The 21,942-nt window shown below is 71.7% G+C and carries 22 protein-coding genes, 1 tRNA gene and 1 pseudogene; 14 read left to right on the forward strand and 10 right to left on the reverse strand.

Annotated elements, in window-relative coordinates; translation table 11 throughout:
• Window positions 1-85 precede the first annotated feature (85 nt).
• The 3 genes and pseudogenes from KBX37_RS12435 to KBX37_RS12445 all read left to right on the forward strand — a co-directional run.
• A pseudogene (locus KBX37_RS12435) lies at window positions 86-532 on the forward strand (SRPBCC family protein); the annotation flags it as partial.
• A gap of 365 nt (window positions 533-897) precedes the next feature.
• Window positions 898-1,548 (forward strand): hypothetical protein, encoded by a 651-nt coding sequence (locus KBX37_RS12440; RefSeq protein ID WP_210776060.1) that lies wholly within the window; start codon window positions 898-900, stop codon window positions 1,546-1,548.
• 14 nt (window positions 1,549-1,562) lie between these two features.
• Window positions 1,563-2,285 (forward strand): PKD domain-containing protein, encoded by a 723-nt coding sequence (locus KBX37_RS12445; protein WP_210776061.1) that lies wholly within the window; start codon window positions 1,563-1,565, stop codon window positions 2,283-2,285.
• A 68-nt stretch (window positions 2,286-2,353) separates the two neighbouring features.
• On the opposite strand, the gene KBX37_RS12450 is transcribed toward KBX37_RS12445, so the two are convergent.
• The gene (locus tag KBX37_RS12450) at window positions 2,354-2,701 is read right to left on the reverse strand and encodes a DoxX family protein (RefSeq protein ID WP_210776062.1); all 348 of its coding nucleotides are present in this window, start codon (window positions 2,699-2,701) and stop codon (window positions 2,354-2,356) included.
• Window positions 2,702-3,077: 376 nt separating this feature from the next.
• On the opposite strand from KBX37_RS12450, the gene KBX37_RS12455 reads away from it, so the two are divergent.
• From KBX37_RS12455 to KBX37_RS12465, 3 genes are all read left to right on the forward strand, one after another.
• Window positions 3,078-4,304, forward strand: a complete 1,227-nt coding sequence (locus KBX37_RS12455) for an epoxide hydrolase family protein (RefSeq protein ID WP_210776063.1) — start codon at window positions 3,078-3,080, stop codon at window positions 4,302-4,304.
• Between the two features lie 281 nt (window positions 4,305-4,585).
• On the forward strand, window positions 4,586-5,008 hold the full coding sequence (locus KBX37_RS12460) for a hypothetical protein (protein WP_210776064.1): 423 nt from the start codon (window positions 4,586-4,588) through the stop codon (window positions 5,006-5,008).
• Between the two features lie 234 nt (window positions 5,009-5,242).
• Window positions 5,243-5,746: a hypothetical protein gene (locus KBX37_RS12465; RefSeq protein WP_210776065.1), complete on the forward strand. Its 504-nt coding sequence runs from the start codon at window positions 5,243-5,245 to the stop codon at window positions 5,744-5,746.
• Window positions 5,747-5,929: 183 nt separating this feature from the next.
• Here the strand turns inward: KBX37_RS12465 and KBX37_RS12470 are convergent, their stop codons facing one another.
• The 3 genes from KBX37_RS12470 to KBX37_RS12480 all read right to left on the reverse strand — a co-directional run bounded on the left by KBX37_RS12470 (window position 5,930) and on the right by KBX37_RS12480 (window position 8,038).
• Window positions 5,930-6,541, reverse strand: a complete 612-nt coding sequence (locus KBX37_RS12470; RefSeq protein ID WP_210776066.1) for a hypothetical protein — start codon at window positions 6,539-6,541, stop codon at window positions 5,930-5,932.
• A gap of 251 nt (window positions 6,542-6,792) precedes the next feature.
• Window positions 6,793-7,290 (reverse strand): NUDIX domain-containing protein, encoded by a 498-nt coding sequence (locus tag KBX37_RS12475; protein WP_210776067.1) that lies wholly within the window; start codon window positions 7,288-7,290, stop codon window positions 6,793-6,795.
• Between the two features lie 55 nt (window positions 7,291-7,345).
• Window positions 7,346-8,038, reverse strand: coding sequence for a DUF5753 domain-containing protein (locus tag KBX37_RS12480; RefSeq protein WP_210776080.1), 693 nt, complete (start codon window positions 8,036-8,038; stop codon window positions 7,346-7,348).
• Between the two features lie 5 nt (window positions 8,039-8,043).
• On the opposite strand from KBX37_RS12480, the gene KBX37_RS12485 reads away from it, so the two are divergent.
• Complete coding sequence (locus KBX37_RS12485) at window positions 8,044-8,274, forward strand: tyrosine-type recombinase/integrase (protein ID WP_247657812.1); 231 nt, start codon at window positions 8,044-8,046, stop codon at window positions 8,272-8,274.
• A gap of 85 nt (window positions 8,275-8,359) precedes the next feature.
• On the opposite strand, the gene KBX37_RS12490 is transcribed toward KBX37_RS12485, so the two are convergent.
• Together KBX37_RS12490 and KBX37_RS12495 are read right to left on the reverse strand one after the other, a co-directional pair.
• Window positions 8,360-8,436: transfer RNA gene (locus KBX37_RS12490), tRNA-Pro, on the reverse strand.
• Between the two features lie 89 nt (window positions 8,437-8,525).
• Complete coding sequence (locus tag KBX37_RS12495) at window positions 8,526-9,419, reverse strand: metallophosphoesterase (protein ID WP_210776069.1); 894 nt, start codon at window positions 9,417-9,419, stop codon at window positions 8,526-8,528.
• Window positions 9,420-9,444: 25 nt separating this feature from the next.
• Between KBX37_RS12495 and KBX37_RS12500 the strand changes: the two genes are divergently transcribed.
• Window positions 9,445-9,900, forward strand: coding sequence for a GatB/YqeY domain-containing protein (locus KBX37_RS12500; protein ID WP_210776070.1), 456 nt, complete (start codon window positions 9,445-9,447; stop codon window positions 9,898-9,900).
• Between the two features lie 63 nt (window positions 9,901-9,963).
• On the opposite strand, the gene KBX37_RS12505 is transcribed toward KBX37_RS12500, so the two are convergent.
• On the reverse strand, window positions 9,964-12,402 hold the full coding sequence (locus tag KBX37_RS12505; protein ID WP_210776071.1) for a transglycosylase domain-containing protein: 2,439 nt from the start codon (window positions 12,400-12,402) through the stop codon (window positions 9,964-9,966).
• A 404-nt stretch (window positions 12,403-12,806) separates the two neighbouring features.
• On the opposite strand from KBX37_RS12505, the gene KBX37_RS12510 reads away from it, so the two are divergent.
• Window positions 12,807-13,127: a WhiB family transcriptional regulator gene (locus KBX37_RS12510; protein ID WP_088959889.1), complete on the forward strand. Its 321-nt coding sequence runs from the start codon at window positions 12,807-12,809 to the stop codon at window positions 13,125-13,127.
• A gap of 6 nt (window positions 13,128-13,133) precedes the next feature.
• Here the strand turns inward: KBX37_RS12510 and KBX37_RS12515 are convergent, their stop codons facing one another.
• The 3 genes from KBX37_RS12515 to KBX37_RS12525 are packed head-to-tail and all read right to left on the reverse strand — an operon-like array spanning window position 13,134 to window position 15,925.
• Window positions 13,134-14,285, reverse strand: coding sequence for an ArsA-related P-loop ATPase (locus KBX37_RS12515; RefSeq protein WP_210776072.1), 1,152 nt, complete (start codon window positions 14,283-14,285; stop codon window positions 13,134-13,136).
• Between the two features lie 54 nt (window positions 14,286-14,339).
• The gene (locus KBX37_RS12520; protein WP_154941319.1) at window positions 14,340-15,317 is read right to left on the reverse strand and encodes an ArsA-related P-loop ATPase; all 978 of its coding nucleotides are present in this window, start codon (window positions 15,315-15,317) and stop codon (window positions 14,340-14,342) included.
• Between the two features lie 26 nt (window positions 15,318-15,343).
• Entirely contained in the window at window positions 15,344-15,925 is a 582-nt protein-coding gene (locus tag KBX37_RS12525) for a hypothetical protein (RefSeq protein ID WP_210776073.1), read from the reverse strand.
• Window positions 15,926-16,251: 326 nt separating this feature from the next.
• On the opposite strand from KBX37_RS12525, the gene KBX37_RS12530 reads away from it, so the two are divergent.
• From KBX37_RS12530 to KBX37_RS12550, 5 genes are all read left to right on the forward strand, one after another.
• Complete coding sequence (locus KBX37_RS12530; protein WP_210776074.1) at window positions 16,252-16,716, forward strand: hypothetical protein; 465 nt, start codon at window positions 16,252-16,254, stop codon at window positions 16,714-16,716.
• Window positions 16,717-16,763: 47 nt separating this feature from the next.
• Window positions 16,764-16,919 carry a hypothetical protein gene (locus KBX37_RS12535; RefSeq protein ID WP_088959894.1) on the forward strand — a complete coding sequence of 52 codons (156 nt, stop codon included), beginning with the start codon at window positions 16,764-16,766 and terminating at the stop codon, window positions 16,917-16,919.
• Between the two features lie 5 nt (window positions 16,920-16,924).
• Window positions 16,925-17,386: a RidA family protein gene (locus tag KBX37_RS12540; RefSeq protein ID WP_154941322.1), complete on the forward strand. Its 462-nt coding sequence runs from the start codon at window positions 16,925-16,927 to the stop codon at window positions 17,384-17,386.
• A gap of 124 nt (window positions 17,387-17,510) precedes the next feature.
• Window positions 17,511-18,344, forward strand: coding sequence for an MBL fold metallo-hydrolase (locus KBX37_RS12545; protein WP_154941323.1), 834 nt, complete (start codon window positions 17,511-17,513; stop codon window positions 18,342-18,344).
• Window positions 18,341-21,934 carry an adenylate/guanylate cyclase domain-containing protein gene (locus tag KBX37_RS12550; protein WP_210776075.1) on the forward strand — a complete coding sequence of 1,198 codons (3,594 nt, stop codon included), beginning with the start codon at window positions 18,341-18,343 and terminating at the stop codon, window positions 21,932-21,934. The genes KBX37_RS12545 and KBX37_RS12550 overlap by 4 nt, the downstream gene beginning before the upstream one ends.
• Window positions 21,935-21,942: the final 8 nt, after the last annotated feature.

A 21,942-nucleotide genomic window follows, 5' to 3' on the forward strand; every position in this document is an offset into this window, starting at 1 on the left:
CCGACGGTGGGTAGGGATTCTGGTGGACGAGAAACGCTGTTTCCTCCCGCGTGGAGGGAGGTCGACCGGAACGAGGAGGATTGCCATGACCACCGTGGTCGAGAAGTCGATCGAAGTCGACGTCCCGGTCAGCACCGCCTACAACCAGTGGACGCAGTTCGAGGAGTTCCCCCGCTTCATGGGCGGCGTGCAGGAGGTGCGCCAGCTGGACGACCAGCGGATGCACTGGGTCGCGCAGATCGCCGGCGTCAAGCGTGAGTGGGACGCCAGGGTCCTGGAGCAGGTGCCCGACCAGAAGGTCGCCTGGGCGGCGACCGAGGGCGCCACCAACGCCGGTGCCGTCTACTTCCAGCCGGTGGGCGCGGGCCGCACGATGGTCCGGCTGTACCTGGAGTACGAGCCGGAGGGGCTGGTCGAGAAGACCGGCGACAAGCTGAACATCGTAGAGAAGCAGGCCGAGTCCGACCTGGAGAAGTTCAAGAGCTTCATCGAGTCCCGGGGCGCCGAGACCGGCGCCTGGCGCGGCTCGGTCGGCGAGGGGCACGGCGTGGGCACGCCGGGTGTCGCGCACGCGGCGTCGTCTGCGGGTGACAGCGGCAAGGCCGGTGTCTCGGGCACCGCGGTCGCGGCCGGCGCCGCCGCCGCGGGTGCCGCTGCCGCCGCGGGGATCGCCGCCGCCAGGCACCGCACGGGCGACGAGGACCGGACGTCGACCACCACCACCGAGACCGACTACGTGGTCATCGACGTCGAGGTCGTGCCCGACCCGGCCGCCACCACGTACCCCGGTGGCCCGGTCAGCGAGCCGAACCGCCCGCTCTGACGTACCCCTGCGGGGCCCGGCGGACCGACCACCCGGTCGGACCGCCGGGCCGGCTCGCTGTCGCGTTCACGGGGGTGGTCGCCCTGCTCGTCGCGGGGCAGACCGCCGCCTACGCCGCACCGGCGAACGACGACTTCTCCGCCGCGACGACGGTGGGGACCACTCCCTTCACCACCACCATCGACACCACCGGCGCCACCACGGACCCGACGGACCCGACCGGGTGCGCCAACCGGGGGTCCGTCTGGTTCAGCTTCACCCCGGCCGTGGACGGCCGCGTCGAGGCCCACACGTACGGCAGCGACTACTACAGCGTGCTCTCGGCCTGGACCGGTGAGCAGGGCTTTCTCACGCAGGTGGCCTGCAACGACGACAACGGCAGCCAGCGGTCGGGGATCCGCTTCGCGGTCACCGCGGGCACGACGTACCACCTCATGGTCGGCACCGGCGGCTTCGGCGACACCATCGGCGGTTCGCTGCGGTTCTCGCTCGACCAGGCCGTGGCCCCGGCCAACGACGACTTCGCCGACGCGATCACGGTCGGCGCGCTGCCGTACGCCGTCGGAACTACGCCGGCGCGACCGCCGAGACCGGCGAGCCCTCGTCCTGCGTCACCTCCAGCCACTCGGCCTGGAACGCGTACACGCCGACGACCACCGGCTCGATCACGGCCCGCACGAACCCGGGTTACGCCGGCATCGCCGCCTACACGGGTTCCTCGCTGACCACGCTCGCCCGAGTGGGGTGCACGTCCCTCTACGACTACGACCCGCTGACCTTCGTGGCGCAGGCCGGCCGGACGTACCTGTTCCAGGTGGGCTCGGACGGCAGCGCCGCGCACACCTTCCAGCTCGACGTGGCGGCCGACCCGACCGTCGACTTCTACCACTACCCGAGCGACCCCAGCTCGTACGACCAGGTCAGCCTCGGCAGCTCCGCCTACGACCCGGCCGGCGCCGGCATCGCCTCCTTCGCCTGGGACTTCGGGGACGGGACGACGTCGACCGAGCCGTACCCGGTGCACCGGTTCCCCGGTGACGGCGACTGGACCGTCCGGCTCGCCGTACGCACCGTCGACGGGGGCACCGCGTCGGTCAGTCACGTGGTGTCGGTCCGGACCCACGACGTCGCCGTCGTGAAGCTGAACGTGCCGTCGACGGCGCGGGTGGGGCAGACCATCGGGGTCACCGTCCAGGTCCGGAGCACCCGGTACGACGAGAACGTCAGGGTCGATCTCGAGCGGAGCACCCCCACCGGCTACCTGCCCGCCGGATCGTCCACCCGTCCGGTACCGGCGACGGACAGCGGGAAGACCACCCGCTTCGTCATCGACTACACGGTCACGCCGGAGGACCTGGCCGTCGGCAAGGTCTCCTTCCGGGCGGTCGCCGAACTGCTCGACGCCCGGGACGCGCTCCCGTACGACAACGAGCTGCGCTCGGCGCCGGTCAAGGTCGCCTGAACCGTCGACGCCCCGGACGGCCGGTCGCACCGCGACCGCGCCGTCCGGGTCCGGGGCTGCCGCGCCGCTCAGGAGGCGGCCAGCAGCGCCAGGGAGCCGACCACCGGCGCCGCGTAGAGCAGGGGGAACGGGATGTGCGAGTACGAGCGCGCCCGGAGCACGGTGACGACGGCGCCGGTGAAGTAGAGCACCAGGCCGATCCCGGCCAGCACGCCGACGACCGGCACGAACAGGCCGGCCACCAGTCCCACCGCGCCGGCGGCCTTGGCGGTGCCGAGCCAGGGCCACCACGAGCGGGGTACGCCGTAGTCGGCCAGCGGCTGCACGACCCACGGGGCGCGGAGGAAGACGGAGGTGGCGGAGAAGCCGACCATGGCGGCGGCCAGCAGGGTCACGACGACGTGCGTGGTGGACATCAGGAGAACTCCTCGGTGTGCGGCTCACCCGGGCGGGTCGTCCGGGGTTCCTCACCGCACTGACACCGGGCCGCGCGCGGTTGTGACAGGCGCCTGGAACGTGACGAATCAGCGCCGCCGGACCGGTATTCGGACACTCGGGCGGACTCGGCCCGCAGCGCCGGGCGGGATCGGTGGTATGGCCCGCGACCCGTAGAGGGCCGTTCTACGCTCTGGGCAGATGGGCCGTGCACCTCTGTGACCTGCCGGAAGTTCGGGTAGCGCCGTCATCGGAATGCCCTCGCGAGGCAGGAGCGGGGCGCTTTGCCGTTTGTCGCGGCACGAGGGCAGAAGTCTCCCGCTCGACCTTTCATCACCTCGAACGGAAGGTGGCCACATGGCTGTCAAGACCGAAGCGCGCACGAGGACTGCGGAGATCCGGCCGTTCACCGTTGAGGTGCCCGAGGCGGACCTGAAGGCGCTACGTGCGCGTATCGCTGCCACCCGCTGGCCGGAGAAGCAGACCGTCGGCGATCAGTCCCAGGGCGTGCCGCTCGAGACCAGCCAGGCGCTCGCCCGCTACTGGGAGAAGGAGTACGACTGGCGCAAGGTCGAGGCACGGCTGAACGCCGTACCGAATTTCATCACCGAGATCGACGGGCTGGACATCCACTTCCTCCACATCCGGTCGAAGCACGAGGACGCGCTGCCGCTCATCGTCACGCACGGCTGGCCGGGCTCGATCATCGAGCAGCTGAAGATCGTCGGTCCGCTCACCGACCCGACGGCACACGGCGCGGCCGCCTCGGACGCCTTCCACCTGGTGATCCCGTCGATGCCCGGCTTCGGGCTCTCCGGCAAGCCGACCGAGCCCGGCTGGGGCCCGGAGCGCATCGCCAGCGCCTGGATCGAGCTGATGAGGCGCCTCGGCTACCCGCGGTTCGTCGCGCAGGGCGGCGACTGGGGGGCGCTCATCACGGACGTCATCGCTCTGCAGGCGCCTCCGGAACTGGCCGGCATCCACACCAACATGCCCGGTGTCGTCCCGCCCGACATCGACACGTTGCTTCAGACCGGCGTCACCGGAGCGGCAAACCCGCTGGCCTCGCTGCCGTCCAACCTCTCCGCCGAGGAGAAGCAGACGTGCGAGCAGCTCGCCTTCTTCTGGCAGCATTCCGCCTACGCCCTCATGATGGGCACGCGTCCGGAGACGCTGACCGGATTCGCGGATTCGCCCATCGCGCTGGCGAGCTACATGATCGACCATGACGCGGCCAGCCTGGACCTGATCTGCCAGGCCTTCGCCGGGAAGTCCGTCGGCCTCACGCGGGACGACGTCCTCGACAACATCACGCTCTTCTGGCTGATGAACTCGGGAGTTTCCGCGGCCCGCATCTACTGGGAGAACAAGCTCCCCTTCTTCGCAGCCAAGGGCGTCTCCGTCCCGGCTGCCGTGAGCGTCTTCCCGAACGAGATGTATCAGGCCCCGAAGAGTTGGGCGGAGCGGGCGTATTCCAATCTGATCCACTACAACAAGCTCGACAAGGGCGGGCACTTCGCGGCCTGGGAACAGCCACAGCTCCTGTCCGAAGAGCTGCGCACCGCCTTCCGGTCGCTTCGCTAGCTGCCCGGCCGGTTGCCTCCTGCGGAGCGGTGAGCCCCAAGAACGGATCAAGGCCCCTCCGTGGAGGGGCCCCGACCTTCACTTACCTCTGGTCGGGGTGGCCGGATTCGAACCGACGACCTCTTCGTCCCGAACGGCCGTCGGTGCTGTAGTTGGCTATCAACCGGTGTCGTTAGTCGCGGTGACTTCCGGGTCGGCAGCCGGCTCGGCTCGTTGATGGGGAACCGCTGTCACGGGTTCGCTGACTTTCTGCTGACGCGCTGCCCGAGAAGATCCCAGGCATGACCTCCCTGCCTCAACCGGCGGACCTGACGTCACTGGTCTTGCGTACCGACTTCAGCGACGACGCAGCCTGGGCCGTGCTGAAAGCGGCCATAGACAGCCGGGACGCGTCGAGCGCTACCTACGTCAGCGACCCGATGTACGCCGGAACAACCGTCCAGGAGCTGGCTGACATGGATGCCGCCGCCAGCGACGACGACAAGCTGACCTACCTGTTCCTCGCCGACGTGATGACCATGACCGACGACGAGCATCCGCTGCTCGCCGTCGACCTGTACACCGAGCCCGGTCGCACCTTCCGGCTGCCGCCCCGCTGGTACGCCGACGTCTCTGCCAACCTGACCATCGCGAACCTGGACTTCGACGAGTTCGCAGACGCCTCCGATGAGTCCGGCACGTTCAGGGGCCTCGGCGGGGAGTGAATGGCGCCCGGGCGGTTAGGCGGGCCGCACTCCAGTTTGGAAGAGCATGCTCATGAGGCCGTCATGCCCCAAACGCCTGCTCCTGGCGGCTGGTCCGGTGCCGTCTCGTGCCCGCTCGTGACCGCTGGGCCTCGCGGCTACCGGCCCGTGGACGGCCCACGGCAGTACCTCGTGTCCACCGCTACGAACTTCCGCTCCCACCCCTGCGCCAGTCGGGTTGGCTACTGTCTTGTCGTGCCTGAACCCGACCATGCCGCCGGGGGAAGCGTCCCGCCCCATTCGCGACGCACACGAGCATGGCTGCTGTCGGTTGTCGCGGCTGTTGCCTGTCTACTTGGCGTGCTGATCTGGCTAGACCCCTTCAAGACCGAGGCCCAGCGCCACGTGTCTCAGATCAACGTGCGCGGTTACGAGCGAGTGCACGACTACCTAGATTTTGGTACGGGGCCTGCGAGGGAGCGCGCCGCTGTCGCTGACTTCGTCGGACCTCCGGATGACAATGTCCTTGCCCGAGTGTCGGGACCTGGACTCGTTGTCAACGCCAGAACAGAGGATCCGGGGTTTAGCGACAGCGACTTGATCGGTCACGGCATATGGAACGGCTGTGGAGTGCGGGTGAAGCGCTGGAAGACGAGCGCTTCGCGTGCGCTGCACTTCGAGCTGACGGCCGAGCAGCTGGCCGCGTTCAGGGCGGGACAACTGTGGGTGCTGTCCGTATCTGTTGGGTGCATTCCCTAGCAGCCGAGCCGGATCTTCGCGGTTCTTGAGCTCCAGGCTGTGGAAGCGAATCTCCTCGTCGGGCAGTCGTAGACCGTCCGGGGAGGCTGGTAGCCCTTGTGGTGCCCGGCGAGGTGATCCGCACCGGCATCTCTGAGGAGGGCCGGGGTTCGGGGCAGAGCCCCGAGGTCCTTTAGGTTCCAGCTAGTGAATACGCCAGTCCATGGCGTCGAGCAGGCCCCCTACCAGGGTCGGCCGGTTTGTTGCACCGATCCCGTCCAGCGCCCTGTGCATAACCTCCGCGGCGCCCTCGGGCAGCTCCTGCGGACCCAACATCGGCAGCATCAGGATGAGCCGCTGCGCCCAGGTCAGCCGCTCATCCGGCAGCGCCGCCGCGGCGAGCAGCTCCGCCCAGGTCATCGCGGACGTGAACCCGTGGCCCTCAACCGAGGCGACCAACTTTGCTGGCAGGCCCGGCCGCTCCTCCACGAAGTCGAGCCCCTCATCCTCCTCGACGTTGCGGTACACGATCCGTAGCCACACTTCTCCGTCGAGCCGCACCGAGGCGACCGGCCAGCGCTCCGGGTCGTTGAGGACGGCACACATCGCGTTGTAATCAGCGGCATGCACCTCGAAGGCGGCCTCCGACTCCCGGTGGGCACCCAGCGGTCCCGACAGGTAGTGCAACCAGAAGGCGGGGTATCCCACCACACCGTCTGCCGCATACACGGTTGCGTCGCACTCGATGGCGTAGTCAGGCGGGGCCACGGTGGTATAGCCGGGGATCGTGAAGGCGGGTCCGATGCTCAGCGACATGGCCCGCATTCAACACGACACCAGACCGAGATCACCCCGCGCGGCGCTCCCCGATTTTCGTCAACGACTCGGAGCCGCGAGTCAGCCAACCAGTCGGGATGCCACATCTTCGTCCGCCAGCGTGGCCGGCCGGCCCGGCCGATGCCGGCCGGAGGTCGCCAGCAGGCCGGGGCCGGGCCGGCGCGGCCCGCTCTACGGGCCGCCTTGATCCTTAAGAGGGCAATTCGGCAACGTCTTCGGTTCTTGAGTCCTCAAGACGCGTCTCGGTTTCCAGCGGCTCGGCGTCCATGCGCTTCTAAAGCCGAGTACACCCACTTGGAGACCGCCGGGTTGCCAGGTAGGTCCGTAAGATCGACGCCTGCCCACCGAGCTTCGGAGATCTCCCCATTTGGGCTAATCTCGTCCGAGGTCGCGTGCAGGCGGACAATCTTCAGGTGCCCCCTTTTGCCCCCGCTGGTGGTCAGGTGTTCCTCTAGCACAAGGGCGAACGAGTCCAACTCAATGCCCAGTTCCTCGATGCACTCACGCCTGGCCGCTCGCTCTGGGGTCTCCCGTGCTGGCTTGTATCCGCCTCCCGGCAGGCTCCACAGGGATCGGTCGCCGTAGCTGTGTTGGACGAGGAGCACTCGGTCAGCGTCGACCGGATGCATGATCAGCGCCTTCACGCCGTAGGTGGTCGGCTTGGCGATCCGCCAGTACAGCCGACGGATGCGGTAGAGCAGTTTGAACGCGAACGGCGGAATCCTCATACGGCCATCCAATCGGTGAGCCGTGCGGTGCGATGAACGGACCCGGGCTGTCGTATTAGATCGGGAGATCCCGCACGGCGCGGACGATGAGTTGGCGGGCGTCTTCACCGGTGACGGCTTCGGTCCAGAGTCGCTCGATGGCCTTGGCGTAGGTGGCCGCTTCGTCATCACGGTAGGTGGTCTCGCCGACGAAGGTCTCCACGATGGCGACATCGTCGTACATCTGGAAGGAGTTCTGCGGGGTGGTGGCGAGCGGAACGCCCAACGGCAGGATGCCGAACCGGATGTTCGGAACGCCGACGACGGTTTGCAGCCGGTCCAGCTGGCCGCGCATGACCTCGGGCGAGGCCAGGAGCCACCGCAGCACGGGTTCGGCGAGCAGGAACTCGAACCGCTTGCTGGTGTCGTACCGGAGCTGCTGGCGCTGCATGCGGGTGGCTACGGCGGCGTCCACGTCGGCGATGTCGAGGTTGTGCAGCTCGACCATCTCGGTGAGGATGCGGCGCGCATAGTCGGCGGTCTGGAGCAGGCCCGGCACGTACACGGTCTCGAAATGCCGGATCAGCCGCGACTCGGCGACAAGCTGGTTGTAGCTGTCCTGAACAGCGGCCTGACCCTGACGCATCCGGCGACGAAAGCTGCGGTGCGCGGCCTGGACCTCGCCGAGCATCCGCAACAGGTCCTGAGCGGCGGTGTCGTCGGCGCCGCATGCGCGTTCCCATGCGAACAGGTCGGCGGCGGCCGGCACCTGGCATGGCCCAGGGCGGGCTTCGGTTCCATGATCTGCGGCACTCGTACGCGACCTGGCTGGTATCGGACGGCGTACCGATCAACGACGTGGCGCGGGTCATGGGGCATGAGCAGATCTCGACCACGCTGGACCGGTACACGCACGCGTTCGAGGCCGGCGCGCAGAAGGTCAGGGACTCATTCGCTGACTTTCCGCTGACTTTCGAGGCTGACGAGGACGAAAGCGCCGACTAGCCAGCGGCCTGAGCCGATGGACGAGAGCACCGAGGGAATGACAAAAGGCCAGGTGAGAGGTGATCTCACCTGGCCTTTTGGCCTCTGGTCGGGGTGGCCGGATTCGAACCGACGACCTCTTCGTCCCGAACGAAGCGCGCTACCAAGCTGCGCCACACCCCGAGGCGTGCCGACAAATAGTAGCCCACCCGGTCCGATGGTCAAACTCGGTACCCCCTCGACCCGGCCCGGGGGCGCAGGCGCCGGGGAGCTCAGCGCGGGATGAGCGTCAGCACGCTCGCCTCCGGCGGGCAGGCGAACCGCACCGGAGCGGTGGGGTGGGTGCCCAGGCCGGCGGAGACGTGCAGCCAGGAGTCCGAGCCGGGCCAGCGGTGCAGCCCGCGGGCCATCGAACGGGGCAGCCCGCAGTTGGTCACCAGTGCCCCGTAGCCGGGCACGCAGACCTGGCCGCCGTGGGTGTGCCCGGCAAGCAGCAGGCTGAAGCCGTCCGCAGCCATCCGGTCCAGCACCGCCGGTTCGGGGGAGTGCGCGAGCGCGATGCCGAGGTCGGCCGAGGCGGCGACCGGCCCGGCGACGGCGTCGTAGTCGTCCCGCTCGATGTGCGGGTCGTCCACGCCGACCAGCTCCACCAGGCGGCCGCCGGCCTTCACCGACGTCCGGGCGTTGTTCAGGTCCGCCCAACCGGCCCCGGTGAACACGTCCCGCAGTTCCTCGTGCGGCAGCTCGACGCCCTCGGTGTACTCCCGGTTGGGCAGGAAGTAGGTGAACGGGTTCTTCCAGACCGGCCCGGTGTAGTCGTTCGACCCGAAGACGAACGCGCCCGGAAAATCGAGCAGCGGTTGCAGGGCCCGCAGCACCCCTTCGACGGCGTCGGGGTGGGCCATGTTGTCGCCGGTGACCACCACCAGGTCCGGGTCGAGGGCGGCCAGCGATGCCACCCACTGCTGCTTGCGTGCCTGGTCGGGCATCATGTGCAGGTCCGACAGGTGCAGCACGCGCAGCGGCTCCGCGTCGGCCGGCAGCACCGGCACGTCGTACCGCCGCAGGGTGAACATGTTGCGCTCGATGAGCGACGCGTACGCCAGGGTGGCCGCGCCCGCGGCGACGGTTCCGGCGGCAAGGCGGAATAGTGTGCGCTTTCGCATGCCGTTCAGGGTAGTTTGACCGTCCATGAGCACGCTGAAGGACCGCCTCACTGCCGACATGCGCGCCGCTCTCAAGGCGCGCGACGAGCTGACCACCTCCACCCTGCGGCTGGCCCTCGCGGCCGTCGGCACCGCCGAGGTCGCCGGCAAGGCCAAGCGCGAGCTCACCGACGACGAGGTGCTCGCGGTGCTGACCAAGGAGGCGAAGAAGCGGCGCGAGGCCGCCACCGCCTTCGCCGAGGCCGGCCGGGGCGACCAGGCCGCCAAGGAGACCGCCGAGGGCGAGGTGCTGGACCGCTACCTGCCCAAGCAGCTCTCCGACGACGAGCTGGCCGAGCTGGTCGCGGGGGCGCTCGCGGCCGGCGGCTTCACCGGCAAGGCGCAGATGGGCCCGGCCATGAAGGCGGCCCAGGCCGCGGTGGCCGGCCAGGCCGAGGGGGGCCGGGTGGCCGCCGAGGTACGCCGACAGCTCGGCCTCTGACCCGGGTACGCGAAACGGGCGGGCACCCTCGAAAGGGGTGCCCGCCCGTCGTTCGTGCGGAGGTCAGCCGCGGGGCCGAGGGGGTCGGCCCGTTGTCGGCGGGGTGGCGGTGCCGCCGGGGCCCGTGGTCGTCCCGGGCGGAGCGCCGCCGCTGCTCACCTGGATGGTGACCACGCCGCCCTTGATGGTCCGGCCTTCCGGGCTGGTGCCGGCGGCCTTGCCGGCCGGGCAGCTCGACGGGACCTTGACGTCCGAGACGACCGCCTCGAAGCCGGCCCCGTTGATCCGGGACTTGGCGGCGTCCAGGTCCTGGCAGGTGACGCTCGGGATGGACCGCTGGTCGCCCTCGGAGATCTTCTTGCCGGGCGGCTCGAAGTTGATCCGTTCCTTGCCCTCCATCGCGGCGCGGAGCGTCTCGATGACCGGTGGGTTGATGCCGTCGGGCTGGTTGTGCTTCATCTTGACGTTGGTCTGCGGCCAGTCCGGGTCGGCCATGATGCCGGCCACCGCGTACTGCTTGGTCATCGCGACCAGGGCGGCGGTCTTCTCCGAGTCGGTGGTGCCGGACTTGCCGGCCACCGGCGCCTTGACGATCGTCTTCACCTGGCGGGCGGTACGGCTGCCGCCGCACTTGCTGGTGGAGGAGTTGTCGCCGACCGGGCAGCGGGCGGCGTCCACGGCGGCCCGGGCCACCTCGGTGCTGACCCGCTTCTCGCAGCGCGGGTTGGCGATGTCGAGCTTGTTGCCCTCCGGGTCCTTGATCTCCTGCACCGGGATCGGCTCGCAGTATTTGCCGTCCGCGGCGAGGGTCGCGTACGCGTTGGCCAGCTCCAGCGGGGTGGTCTGCGAGACGCCCAGGGTGAAGGCGCCCCACTGGTGCGCCGCGTCCTTGGTGCCGGCGAACTTGGCGTCGTTGGCGGCCCGGAACTGGATGCCGAGGCGCTTCGCCGCGTCGACCACGTTCTCCGCCCCGACCTGCTGCTGGAGCGGGACGAAGTAGGTGTTGGTCGACTGGGAGAAGGCGCTCCACATGTTCTGCACGCCGCCGGCCTTGCCGCCGGCGTTCTTCGGGCAGTAGAAGTGCGTGCCCGGGCAGGCGGCCGGCGAGCTGCTGTCGATGATGTATTCCGACTTGAACGTCTGCTGGGCGTTGATGGTGTAGCCGAGCGGGATGCCCTTCTCCAGGGCGGCCACGATGGAGAAGATCTTGAAGGTCGAGCCCGCCTGGTAGCCGGTGATGCCCTGGCCGCCGGTGAGCAGCGGGTTGACCGTGTTCGGGTAGTTACCGCGGATCTTCTTCTTGGCCTTCGCCGGGTCGCTGGAGATCTTGTTCTTCGGGTTCTTCGGGTCGTCGATCTTGAAGGACCGGTTCACCGCGAGCGCCCGCACCCGGCCGGTGCCCGGCTCCACCACGGCGACCATGGCGGCCTCCTTGGCGCCTTCCTTCTTCGCCTTGCGCACCGCCTTGTCCGCACCCCGCTGCGCCTGCGCGTCGAGGGTGGTGATGACGGTGTAGCCGCCGCTCTTGAGCCGCCGCTCGCGGTCGTACGTGGTCGAGCCGAACGTCTCCTGCTGCAGCCACCAGCGGTAGAAGTAGTCGCAGAAGAAGCCCCAGCCCTTCTCGTTGGTGGAGACGCAGCCGTTCGGGGTGCGCTTGTCCTTCACCACCATCGGGGCCGCCTTGGCGGCGTCGGCCTCCTGCTGGTTGATCGCGCCGATCTTGACCATGTTGTCGATCACGTAGTTGCGCCGGTCGAGGGCGAGCGGGCGGCCGCTACGGGTGGTCGGGTCGTTGGTGGTCGGCGCCTTGACCATGCCGGCCAGCATCGCCGCTTCCTCGATCTTCAGCTTGCTCGGCGGCTTGCCGAAGTAGACCTGGCTGGCGGCGTAGATGCCGTACGCGCCGTTGCCGAACGAGGCGATGTTCAGGTAGCGCTCCAGGATCTCGTCCTTGGAGAACTCCTTGTCGATCTGGATCGCGTAGCGCATCTCGCGCAGCTTGCGGGCGCTGGTGTCCTCGGTCGCCGCGACGACGTCGGCCGGGTGGGTCGCCGAGTAGGCGATGGCCAGCCGGACGTACTGCATCGTCAGCGTCGAGGCGCCCTGCTGGGAGTTGGCGCCGGACTGGTTGTTGACGAAGGCACGGGCGACACCGTTGAGGTCGACGCCGTTGTGCTTGTAGAAGTCGTGGTCCTCGGCGGCGATGATCGCCTTTTGCATGACCGGCGCGATGTCGGCCAGCTTCACGTCCCGCCGGTTCTCGTCGTACATGGTCGCCAGCGGTGTCTTGCCGTCGGAGGCGAGCAGGTAGCTGATCTGCGGCGCGCGGGCCACGGTCAGCTCCTTCGGCAACGCGCCGAAGGTCTCGGCGCCGGCCTTCGCGGCCAAGCCGGACATCGCCACCGCGGGGAAGGCCGCCGCCGCGACCACCACGCCGGCCAGCAGGCCACAGACAAGCAGCGATGCGGCGTTGGTGAAGACATTGTGGTCACGTTTCCGCATCCAGGTCACCTCGACAGGGTACGCGAGTAGGGAACGAGGGGCGCTGGGGCGTTCTTTCCCCATTTCCTGCGCGCGCCGACCTCGTTGTGCTAAACGCACGACCCCCGGTACGTGGTTGCGTGTGACCTGCCGCGAGTCTCCACCGAACGGTGGAGCGTCCGCAGCGTTTTCACGTACCCGGGCCGGGTAAGCGGCGGGCGAAGGCCCGGTAAGCCGGGAGTGTCCGTAATGATGGATTTCGCCGACAACGTTGCGTAATCAGGCGACTACAGAGCATGATGGTGGCGGCGACAGGCCACACGTCGTCCGTGCCTCCTTGGGGAAGGAACGGGCCGGACGACCGGGGGGAAATTCACGCCTGGTCGCACGAGGTCGGTAGGTACTGCAAGGGGGGACGTGTACACATGGGCATGATCACTGACTGGCCGTCACTGGCGGCGTGTCAGAACGGGGACCCGGACGCGTTGTTCGTACAGGGCGCCGAACAGAACGTGGCGAAGAGGATCTGCCGGAGCTGCCCAGTTCGGTACGAGTGCCTGGCCGACGCGCTCGACAACCGGATCGAGTTCGGGGTGTGGGGTGGCATGACCGAACGCGAACGTCGGGCGCTGCTGCGCCGGCACCCGCAGGTGACGAGCTGGCGCAAGATGTTCGAGGCCGCGATGAAGAAGAACGCCAAGGACAAGACCGGCAAGGACAAGGTCCTGGTCACCGCCGCCGGCTGACGCCGGTCACGGCCGGCTGATCGCCGCGCCGATCGTCCGCAGCCCGTCGACGTCGTGCACGTCGGCGGGCTGCGCCGTCACCGACACGGCCGGCACCGTCGGGAACTCCTCGCTGAACCGGGTCGCCACCTGCTGTTCGCGTACCGCCTGCTGGGCCAGCGCGGCGTGCGCCCGCAGCACGTCGACGGTCGCGTCGTGCCCGCCCAGCTCCGCCAGCCGCCCGGCAGCGGCGACGCTCTCGGCCGCGTCGAGGTCGGGCACCGCCGGCCGGTGCACCCGGTTGAGCACCAGGCCGGCCAGCGGCATCCGCTCCTCGCGCAGCCGCCCGGCGAAGTAGGCCGCCTCCCGGACCGCGTCCGGTTCCGGCGCCGCGACCAGCAGGAAGGCCGTCTCCCGGGCCTGCAGGATGCGGTACGTCTGCTCCGCCCGCTGCCGGAAGCCGCCGAACATCGAGTCCAGCGCGGCGACGAAGCCGGAGAGGTCGGTGAGCAGCTGCGCGCCGAGCACCTTCTGCACCACCTTCGAGAACATCCCGAAGCTGGCGGTGACGAGGCTGAACATGCTCCGCCCCCCGCTGCGCGCCGGCGCCAGCAGCAGCCGCAGCATCCGCCCGTCGAGGAAGCGGGAGAGCCGGGCCGGGGCGTCCAGGAAGTCCAGCGCGGAGCGGGACGGCGGGGTGTCCACCACGATCAGGTCCCACTCGCCGCGGGCGTGCAGCTGACCCAGCTTCTCCATCGCCATGTACTCCTGGGTGCCGGCGAAGGTCGAGCTCATGGCCTGGTAGAAGGGGTTCGCGAAGATCTCCGCCGCCTTCGCCGGATCGGTGTGCTGGAGCACCACGTCGTCGAAGGTGCGCTTCATGTCCAGCATCATGGCGTGCAGCTCGCCGCCGCTGGCCTCGACGTCGAGCCCCTTGACCTGGCGGGGTGTGTTGTCCAGCTCGGTCAGGCCGAGCGACTGGGCCAGCCGGCGGGCCGGGTCGATGGTGAGCACCACCGTCCGCCGGCCGTGCCGCTCGGCCGCCCGCAGGGCGAGCGCGGCGGCCGTGGTCGTCTTACCCACACCGCCGGCGCCGCAGCACACGATGATCCGCACGCCGGGATCGGCGAGGATCTGGTCGACGTCCAGCCGTGGCGCCGCGTCTTCGGAAGGCACCAATCGAGCGTATCGGGCCGGTGGGGTCCGTGCGCCCGTGCCGAGGTCAGGTGTGAGTCAATCGGCCCGGCCGAGGAGTTCGGCGAGCCGATCCAGCCCGGCCCGGTCCACCCCGTCGGGGAGCAGCGGCAGCTCGGTCAGGGGCAGCCCCAGCTCCACCAGGTCCGTCCGGAGGGAGTCCTCCAGCTCGCGCCGGATCTGCTGGTCCCGTGCCTCGCCGGCCAGCCCGGCCACGGTGGCCCGGTCGGCCGGCAGCCCGGCGGCCAGCAGCCCCCGCTTCAGCTCGGCCTGGGTGACCTCACGCCCGGCCGGCACCGGCGGCCGGGCGCCGTTGACGATCACCCGCCCCACCGGAAAGCCCAACTGGGTCAGCTCGGCGATCGCGTCGACCGTCTCCTGGACCGGCATCTCCTCCAGCAGCGTGACCACGTGCACCGCGGTCATCGGGGAGCGCAGCAGCGCGGCGACCCCCTCGCTCTGGGTCTTGATCGGGCCGACCTTGGCCAGCCGGGCGGTCTCCGCGGTGACGTTGAGGAAGCGGCCGATCCGCCCGGTCGGCGGCGCGTCCAGCACCACCGCGTCGTACGCCCGGCGCTGGCCGGTGGTGCGGGTGGTCGCCTCCTTCACCTTGCCGGTGAGCAGCACGTCGCGCAGTCCCGGCGCGATGGTGGTGGCGAAGTCGATGGCGCCGAGCTTGCGCAGCGCCCGGCCGGCCGCGCCGAGCTTGTAGAACATGTCGAGGTACTCCAGCAGGGCCTCCTCGGCGTCCACCGCCAGGGCCCGTACCTCGCCGCCGCCGGGAGCGTCGGTGAGGTGCCGCTCCTCGTACGGCAGCGGGTCGGTGCCGAAGAGCTGGGCGATGCCCTGCCGCCCCTCGACCTCGACCAGCAGCGTGCGCCGGCCGCCCTCGGCCAGGGCCAGCGCCAGGGCTGCCGCGACGCTGGTCTTGCCGGTGCCGCCCTTGCCGGTGACCACGTGCAGGCGGGCCGGCCATCCGGTGGAGGCCGGGTCGGCCGGCCGCTCTGCTGCTCGCACCCGTCGAGCCTATCCACCCGGCGGCGTCAGGCCACCTCGCAGACCCACCAACCCGTCTTCCGTACGACGGTGAAGCGCAGCGCCTGCTCGGCGACCTTCTCGTCGGCGGTGGTCATGGTGACCTTGGTGGTGACGGTGGCCCGGTCCCCGGTCTGGTTGTCCACCTTCGGGCTGGCCCAGCGGAAGCGCGGGTTGGCGTAGCCGGCCGCGTACCTGCGCACCTCGGCCACCTTGGCGTCGAGCTTCTCCTGGTCGCGGGCGTCCGCGCAGACGTGGTCGGCCGCCTTCTTCGCGTCCTGGTCCCGGTAGACGGCGGTGAGGAAGTTGTCCACCGCGACCGCCGGCTCCTTCGCGCCCTCGCCGTCCTCGGTGTTCCGCAGGGCCAGGAAGGCGGCCGTCCCGCCCCCGCCGCAGAGCAGCAGAGCGCCGGCCAGCACGAGTGAGGCGATGAGCAGGCCGCGCCGGCGCCGGGCCACCGGCGCCTGGTCCGCGGGGTAGGCGGGCGGGGGTGGCGGGATGGCGCCCGGCCCGGGCTCGTCGGGGGTGGTGTCGCCCGGCGCGGGGGTGGCCGGCGATCCGGTCGCTCCGTCGTTCGGCGGTTGCGTCATCTGGTCCCCCGGGGATGGGCGTCCTCGCCGCCGCTGGGCGTGGAAGAGGGTGCGGGCGCGGCGGGCGACGTGGCTCGCCCGTCCGAGGCAGAAGGGTAGCGGTCGATGGGCCCCTCCGTGGCGCACCGTTCACGAGCCGTCGGCCCGCGTCGTCACGTTCCGGACGAGGCATGTGTCGCATATGTGACTCCAGGTGATCGGCCATGCGCGTCCCGTTGTGGCCGTCCGGGCTGCGGTCCTACGTTCGTGCCGGCGGGGGAGCGGGTCGGGCGGTGGGCCCGGTCCGGACGGCGGTCAGTTCATGGTTTGAGGCCCGGAGGCAGTACATGCGCGACGCGGACAACATCGCTCGAGCCCAGTTCCCGCCCGGCGACCGGGCCGGCCGGCTCGCCGACCGGGGGGACACGGACGGTCTCCCGATCAACGAGCGGTCGTACCGCCGGTGCGCCGAGCCGAACGAGGTGCTGCGCATCCTGAGCCGCGCGGGCGGGCGGGACGAGGACGAGCCCGGCTACGTCATCCACCTGCCGATCCGGGTGGCCGATCTGTCGGCGGCCACCGCGCTGGCCGGCACGGTGGCGGTCTCGCTGGGCTTCCTGCCCGAGCTGGACGCCGGGGACACCACCGTCTCGACCGCCGACGACCAGAACAACCGGCACCGCGTCTTCTGCGACCTGCTGCTGCCCGACAGGTCCCGCTGCCCCCAGCCGTACGACCACGAGGGCCCGTGCGGCGAGGTGCCGACCGCCCCCGAGCAGCGTCCCGCGCCCCGGCCGACGCCCAAACCGTAGGCTGTGCCTGGAAACCAGTCCACGCCAGGCAAGGGAGCCTTCCACCGATGCAGAAGTGGGAATACGCCACGGTCCCGCTGCTGGTCCACGCGACCAAGCAGATCCTCGACAACTGGGGCGAGGACGGCTGGGAGTTGGTCGCCGTGGTCCCCGGCCCGAACCCGGACCAGCTGGTCGCCTACCTGAAGCGTCCGAAGGGCTGACGGGCATGAGCAACGGGCCTCACGCCAAGCTGGCGGAACTCGGGCTGGCCCTGCCCGAGGTCGTGCCGCCGGTGGCCAGTTACGTGCCGGCGGTGCAGTCCGGCCAGCACGTCTACGTCTCCGGCCAGCTGCCGATCGCCGAGGGCAAGCTGCTCGCCACCGGCAAGGTCGGCGCCGGCGTCTCCGCCGAGCAGGCCAAGGACCTCGCCGAGCGGTGCGCGCTGAACGCCCTCGCGGCGGTCGACGCCCTGGTCGGCCTGGAGAACGTCGTCAAGATCGTGAAGCTGACCGGCTTCGTCGCGAGCGCGTCCGGGTTCACCGGCCAGCCCGGCGTGATCAACGGCGCCTCGGACCTCTTCGGCGCGGTCTTCGGCGAGGCCGGCCGGCACGCCCGCTCCGCCGTCGGCGTCGCCGAGCTGCCGCTCGACGCCCCGGTCGAGGTCGAGGTCATCGTCGAGGTCGCCTGACCGCACCGTCCCCTCCCCGCGATCCTGCGGATCCGTGGCCGCTGAAAGCGGCGAACGGCCACAAACCACCGGCCGAAGCTGCAAGATCGCGGGGAGTGGCGGGCGGGGTCGTACGATCGCAGCCATGGGCGGGCATGTGACGGGGCCGGTGGCCGCGCTCGCGGACGGGCTGCCCGGCTGGGTGACCCTGTTGCGGGCGCCCAACCCCGGGCCGATGACGCTGGACGGGACGAACACCTGGGTGCTGCGTGCCGCCCCGGGCGCGCCCGCCGTGGTGGTCGACCCCGGACCGGCGGACGAGGGCCACCTGGGCCGGATCGCCGCGCACGGCCCGGTCGGCTCGGTGCTGATCACCCATGGGCACCCCGACCACACCGAGGGCGCCGCCCGCCTCGCCGACCTGCTCGACGGGGCCGCCGTGCGGGCCGCCGACCCGGCGCACACCATCGGCGCCGCGCCGCTGACCCCGGACGCCCCGGTGGAGGCAGCCGGCTTCACCGTCCGCCTGGTGCCGACCCCAGGGCACACCGCCGACTCGGTCTGCTTCCTCGCCGAGCACGGCGACGAGCGGGTCGTGCTCACCGGCGACACCATCCTCGGCCGGGGCACCACCGTGGTCGCCCACCCCGACGGGCACCTCGGCGACTACCTCGCCAGCCTCGAACTGCTCTCCGCGTACCGGGGGATCCCGGCGCTGCCCGGGCACGGCCCGGCACTGGCCGACTGCGGCGCGGCGGCGGAGTTCTACCTGGCCCACCGGCGGGCCCGGCTCGACCAGGTCCGCGCGGCGGTCGAGGCCGGCGCGACCACCGCGCCCGAGGTGGTCGCCCGGGTCTACGCCGACGTCGACCGGTCGCTCTGGTGGGCCGCCGAATGGTCGGTCCGGGCCCAACTGGAGTACCTCGGGGTCGCCCCCCGGGAATCCGGCACCGGGGTCACGGAGTTGGAGCAACCGTGACCTGCCCCGTGTGCGGCACCGTCGCCGTGCCCGGCGCCCGCTTCTGCCACAACTGCGGCGCCGCGCTGCCGGCCGCCGCTACCCTGCCCGCCGCCGAGCGGCGGGTCGTCACCGTGCTCTTCGGCGACCTGTCCGACTTCACCTCCTGGTCGGAGGACCTGGACCCGGAACGGGTCGGCGCGGTCACCGACCGGGTGCTCGCCGCGCTCGCCGGAGCGGTCAAGACCTTCGGCGGCCACGTCGACAAGCTCACCGGCGACGGCATCATGGCGGTCTTCGGCGCGCCGGTCGCGCACGAGGACGACGCCGAACGGGCGGTCCGCGCCGCGCTGTCCATGCAGCGGGCGGTCCGCCGGGTGCTCGACGACGAGCGGGGCGGCGGCGCGCCGCTCGGCCTGCGGGTTGGCCTGAACACCGGCGACGTGATCGCCGGCATCCAGGCGGCGATCGAGTACACCGTCATCGGCGACACGGTGAACACCGCCGCCCGGCTCGCCGACGCCGCCGCCGTCGGCGCGGTCTACGGCGGCGCGCGTACCTCCGCCGCCACCCGGCACGTCGCCTCCTGGCGGGCGCTGCGCCCGCTGCGGCTCAAGGGCAAGCGCGAGCCGGTCGAGGCGTACGAGCTGCTGGGGCTCCTGGACGCCCCGGGCACCCGCTCGGGCCTCGGCGACGAGGCGCCGTTCGTGGGCCGGGAGACCGAGATCGGCCGGGTCGCCGGCCGGCTCGCCGAGGTGATCGACCGGGGCGAGCCCCGGGTGCTGCTGATGACCGCCGAGGCGGGAATCGGCAAGTCCCGCTTCGCCGCCGAGGTGGAACGCCTCGCCGCCGGCTACGACGTCGGCGCCGGCCGGTACGCCGCGCACACCGGCGCCCGGGTGCTCTCCGTCCGCTGCGCCGCCTTCGGCGAGCGGCGCCGGCTCGCCCCGCTGGCCGACCTGGTCCGGGCCGCGGTCGGCCTGCCCAACGACACGTCCACCGCGCTCACCCGCCCGGCCGTGGAGGAGCGGCTGCGCCGGCTCGGCCACCGGCTCGGCCGGCAGGGCGGCACCCCGCTCGCCACCGACCAGCTGCTGGCCCTGCTCGGGTACGCCGAGCTGCCCGGCGGGCACGGCAGCGCCACCGACAACGGGGAGTGGACCGCCGGCGGCGCGCCCGCCGACGCCGAGGCGGTGCCGAACGCGGTCGCCGGCCTGCTCAGCGCCCTGGCCACCGAGGCGCCGCTGGTGATCGTCGTGGACGACCTGCACGACGCCACCGCCGAGACGATCAGCGCGCTCGGGATGACGCTGTCCCGGCTCACCGGCCCGGCGCTGGTGCTGCTGCTCGGCCGGCCGGAGCTGGTGCGCACGGCGGGGGCGCTGACCCGGGTCGCCGACGCGGAGGTGCACGCGCTGCCCCCGCTGCGCGGCGCCGACGCCGCCCGGCTGCTCACCACCTACCTCAACGGTGGCCGGCTGCCGCAGGCCGACGCGGACCGGCTCCTCGCCACCGCCCAGGGCAACCCGTTCTACCTGGCCGAGCTGGTCACCCTGCTGATGGAGCGGGGCGCACTCACCGCGGTCGCCGAGCGGGGCGCCGGCAACTCCGGCGGCTGGCGGCTGGCGCCCGGCTCGCTGGGCAGCCGACTGCTCTCCCGCGACCTGGCCGCCGTGCTCGCCGCCCGCATCGACGCGCTGCCCGCGGACGCCCGCTCGGTGCTGCGGGACGCCGCGGTGGTCGGCGACACCGTGCCGACCGGCACCCTGGAGGCGCTCCGCGAACTGCGCGTCGGGCAGGACGGCCGGCCTGGCGCGGTGGCCGCGGTCGAGCTGGAGCGGGCCGTCGAGGAGCTGCTGCAACGCCGGATGCTGCACCGCACCCGCACCGGGTACGCCTTCGCCACCCCGCTGATGCGGGAGGCCGCGTACGCCGGGGTGAGCAAGGCCGAGCTGGCCGAGCGGCACGCCGCGCTGGCCCGGTGGGCGGCCCCGGTGCCGGACAGCCCGGTCACCCCGCCGGGCGGCTTCACCGACCCGGGCCGGGACGACTTCGTCGCCGAGCACGTCGAGCGGGCCGCCGTGCTCGCCGACGCGGTCAAGCTCCGGCCGGACGCGCCGGCCCGTACGGTCACCCCGCTGGGCGTGGCCGCGCTGGGCCGGGCCGTCCGCCGGTCGATGCACGCCGGCGAGCCGGCCCTGGCCGTCGAGTACGCCGAACGCGCCGCCGAGCTGGCCCGGGACGGGGTGCCCGCCGCCGACCGGGTGGTGCACGCCCGGGCCCTGCTCCAGGTGGGCCGCCCCGCCGACGCGCTCGCCTTCGCCGAGAAGATCGCGGCCAACGCCGGCGACGACGCGGCCACCCGGACGAGCGCGCTTCTGCTCGCCGGGCAGGCCCACCAGACCCTCGGCGACCAGGCCCGGGCGGCAACCTGCTGGCAGGAGGCGTTGCAGGTGGCCACCGCCGGCGAGCTGCCGACGCTGCGCGCCTCGGCGATGCGCCGGCTCGGGATGGCCGACTTCGTCGCCGGCCGGCTCGGCCAGGCCAGCAGCCGCCTCGCCGCGTCGTACCAGGTCAGCCTCGCCGCGCAGGACCGGCGGGGGCAGGCCTGGTCGTTGCAGAACTTGGCCTGGGTGACCACCACCCGGGGCGACTTCGCCGGCACCGACGCGGTGCTCGGCCGGGCCGCCCGGCTCTTCGCCGAGCTGAAGGACCCGTACGGGCGGGCCTGGCTGCGCGGCACCACCGCGTTCGCCCGGCTGCTCGCCGGCCGGCTCAACGAGGCGTGCCGGCTGGCGAACGTCTTCCTGCCCTTCGGCGAGCGGGTCGGCGAGGCGTGGGCGGTCGGCACGCTGCGCGCGGTCGAGGCGTTCGCCGGAGCCGAGTTGGGCGAGATCGCCGAGGCGGACCGGTCGGCCCGCCGGGCGTACCGGGACTTCGCCGAGGTCTCCGACGACTGGGGGCGCGGTTTCGCCCTGGTGGTGCGGGGTGTGGTGGCGCGTGGCCTGGGCGAGCCGGAGCACGCCGCCGACCTGCTCACCGACGCCCTCGCGTACGGCGAGCGCACCTCGCACCCGCTGCTCACCGGGATGGCCGGCACGCTGCGCGGCTTCGTCGCGCTGGACATGGGCGACTGCGAGACCGCCGAGCGGGACGCCCGGGCGGTGCTGACGGCCGTCGAACCGCACAACCCGCAGGCGCCGGCCCAGGTGGCGCCCCGGGTGCTGCTGGCGACCGCCCGGCTCGCCGCCGGCGACTCGGCCACCGCGGTCGGGCTGCTCGCCCCGGTGGCCACCACCGCCGCGAACGCCCCGACGCTGCTCTTCTCCCGCCGCCAGACGATGGCCCGGTACGCCTCGGCCCTGCTCGCCCACGGTCAGCGGGAGCAGGCGCTGGACTGGGCCCGCCGGGCCGTGGCCGCCCCCGCCGAGGACGTGCGCAGCCAGGTGATCGGGGCGAGGGTGCTGGCCGAGGCGCTGGCCGCCTGCGGCCGGCCCGTCGAGGCGCTGGCCTGCGCCGAGGAAGCGGTCCGGCTGGCGTACGCGACCGAGCAGCGCAGCGAGCGCGCCGCCGCCGACGCCCTCCGCGCCCGCCTCACCCCCGAAGCCTGACCCCCTCC

This window comes from Micromonospora sp. U56, from assembly GCF_018070095.1.
Taxonomy (GTDB): domain Bacteria; phylum Actinomycetota; class Actinomycetes; order Mycobacteriales; family Micromonosporaceae; genus Micromonospora; species Micromonospora purpureochromogenes.

Bases quoted from the DNA above. Each gene is read 5' to 3' on its own strand.
- KBX37_RS12485 (WP_247657812.1), top strand. From the start codon at position 8,044: ATGGCCCAGGGCGGGCTTCGGTTCCATGATCTGCGGCACTCGTACGCG.
- KBX37_RS12540 (WP_154941322.1), top strand. From the start codon at position 16,925: ATGAGCAACGGGCCTCACGCCAAGCTGGCGGAACTCGGGCTGGCCCTG.
- KBX37_RS12525 (WP_210776073.1), bottom strand. From the start codon at position 15,925: ATGACGCAACCGCCGAACGACGGAGCGACCGGATCGCCGGCCACCCCC.
- KBX37_RS12510 (WP_088959889.1), top strand. From the start codon at position 12,807: ATGGGCATGATCACTGACTGGCCGTCACTGGCGGCGTGTCAGAACGGG.
- KBX37_RS12505 (WP_210776071.1), bottom strand. From the start codon at position 12,402: ATGCGGAAACGTGACCACAATGTCTTCACCAACGCCGCATCGCTGCTT.
- KBX37_RS12475 (WP_210776067.1), bottom strand. From the start codon at position 7,290: ATGAGGATTCCGCCGTTCGCGTTCAAACTGCTCTACCGCATCCGTCGG.
- KBX37_RS12495 (WP_210776069.1), bottom strand. From the start codon at position 9,419: ATGCGAAAGCGCACACTATTCCGCCTTGCCGCCGGAACCGTCGCCGCG.
- KBX37_RS12470 (WP_210776066.1), bottom strand. From the start codon at position 6,541: ATGTCGCTGAGCATCGGACCCGCCTTCACGATCCCCGGCTATACCACC.
- KBX37_RS12545 (WP_154941323.1), top strand. From the start codon at position 17,511: ATGGGCGGGCATGTGACGGGGCCGGTGGCCGCGCTCGCGGACGGGCTG.
- KBX37_RS12450 (WP_210776062.1), bottom strand. From the start codon at position 2,701: ATGTCCACCACGCACGTCGTCGTGACCCTGCTGGCCGCCGCCATGGTC.
- KBX37_RS12535 (WP_088959894.1), top strand. From the start codon at position 16,764: ATGCAGAAGTGGGAATACGCCACGGTCCCGCTGCTGGTCCACGCGACC.
- KBX37_RS12530 (WP_210776074.1), top strand. From the start codon at position 16,252: ATGCGCGACGCGGACAACATCGCTCGAGCCCAGTTCCCGCCCGGCGAC.
- KBX37_RS12455 (WP_210776063.1), top strand. From the start codon at position 3,078: ATGGCTGTCAAGACCGAAGCGCGCACGAGGACTGCGGAGATCCGGCCG.
- KBX37_RS12460 (WP_210776064.1), top strand. From the start codon at position 4,586: ATGACCTCCCTGCCTCAACCGGCGGACCTGACGTCACTGGTCTTGCGT.
- KBX37_RS12500 (WP_210776070.1), top strand. From the start codon at position 9,445: ATGAGCACGCTGAAGGACCGCCTCACTGCCGACATGCGCGCCGCTCTC.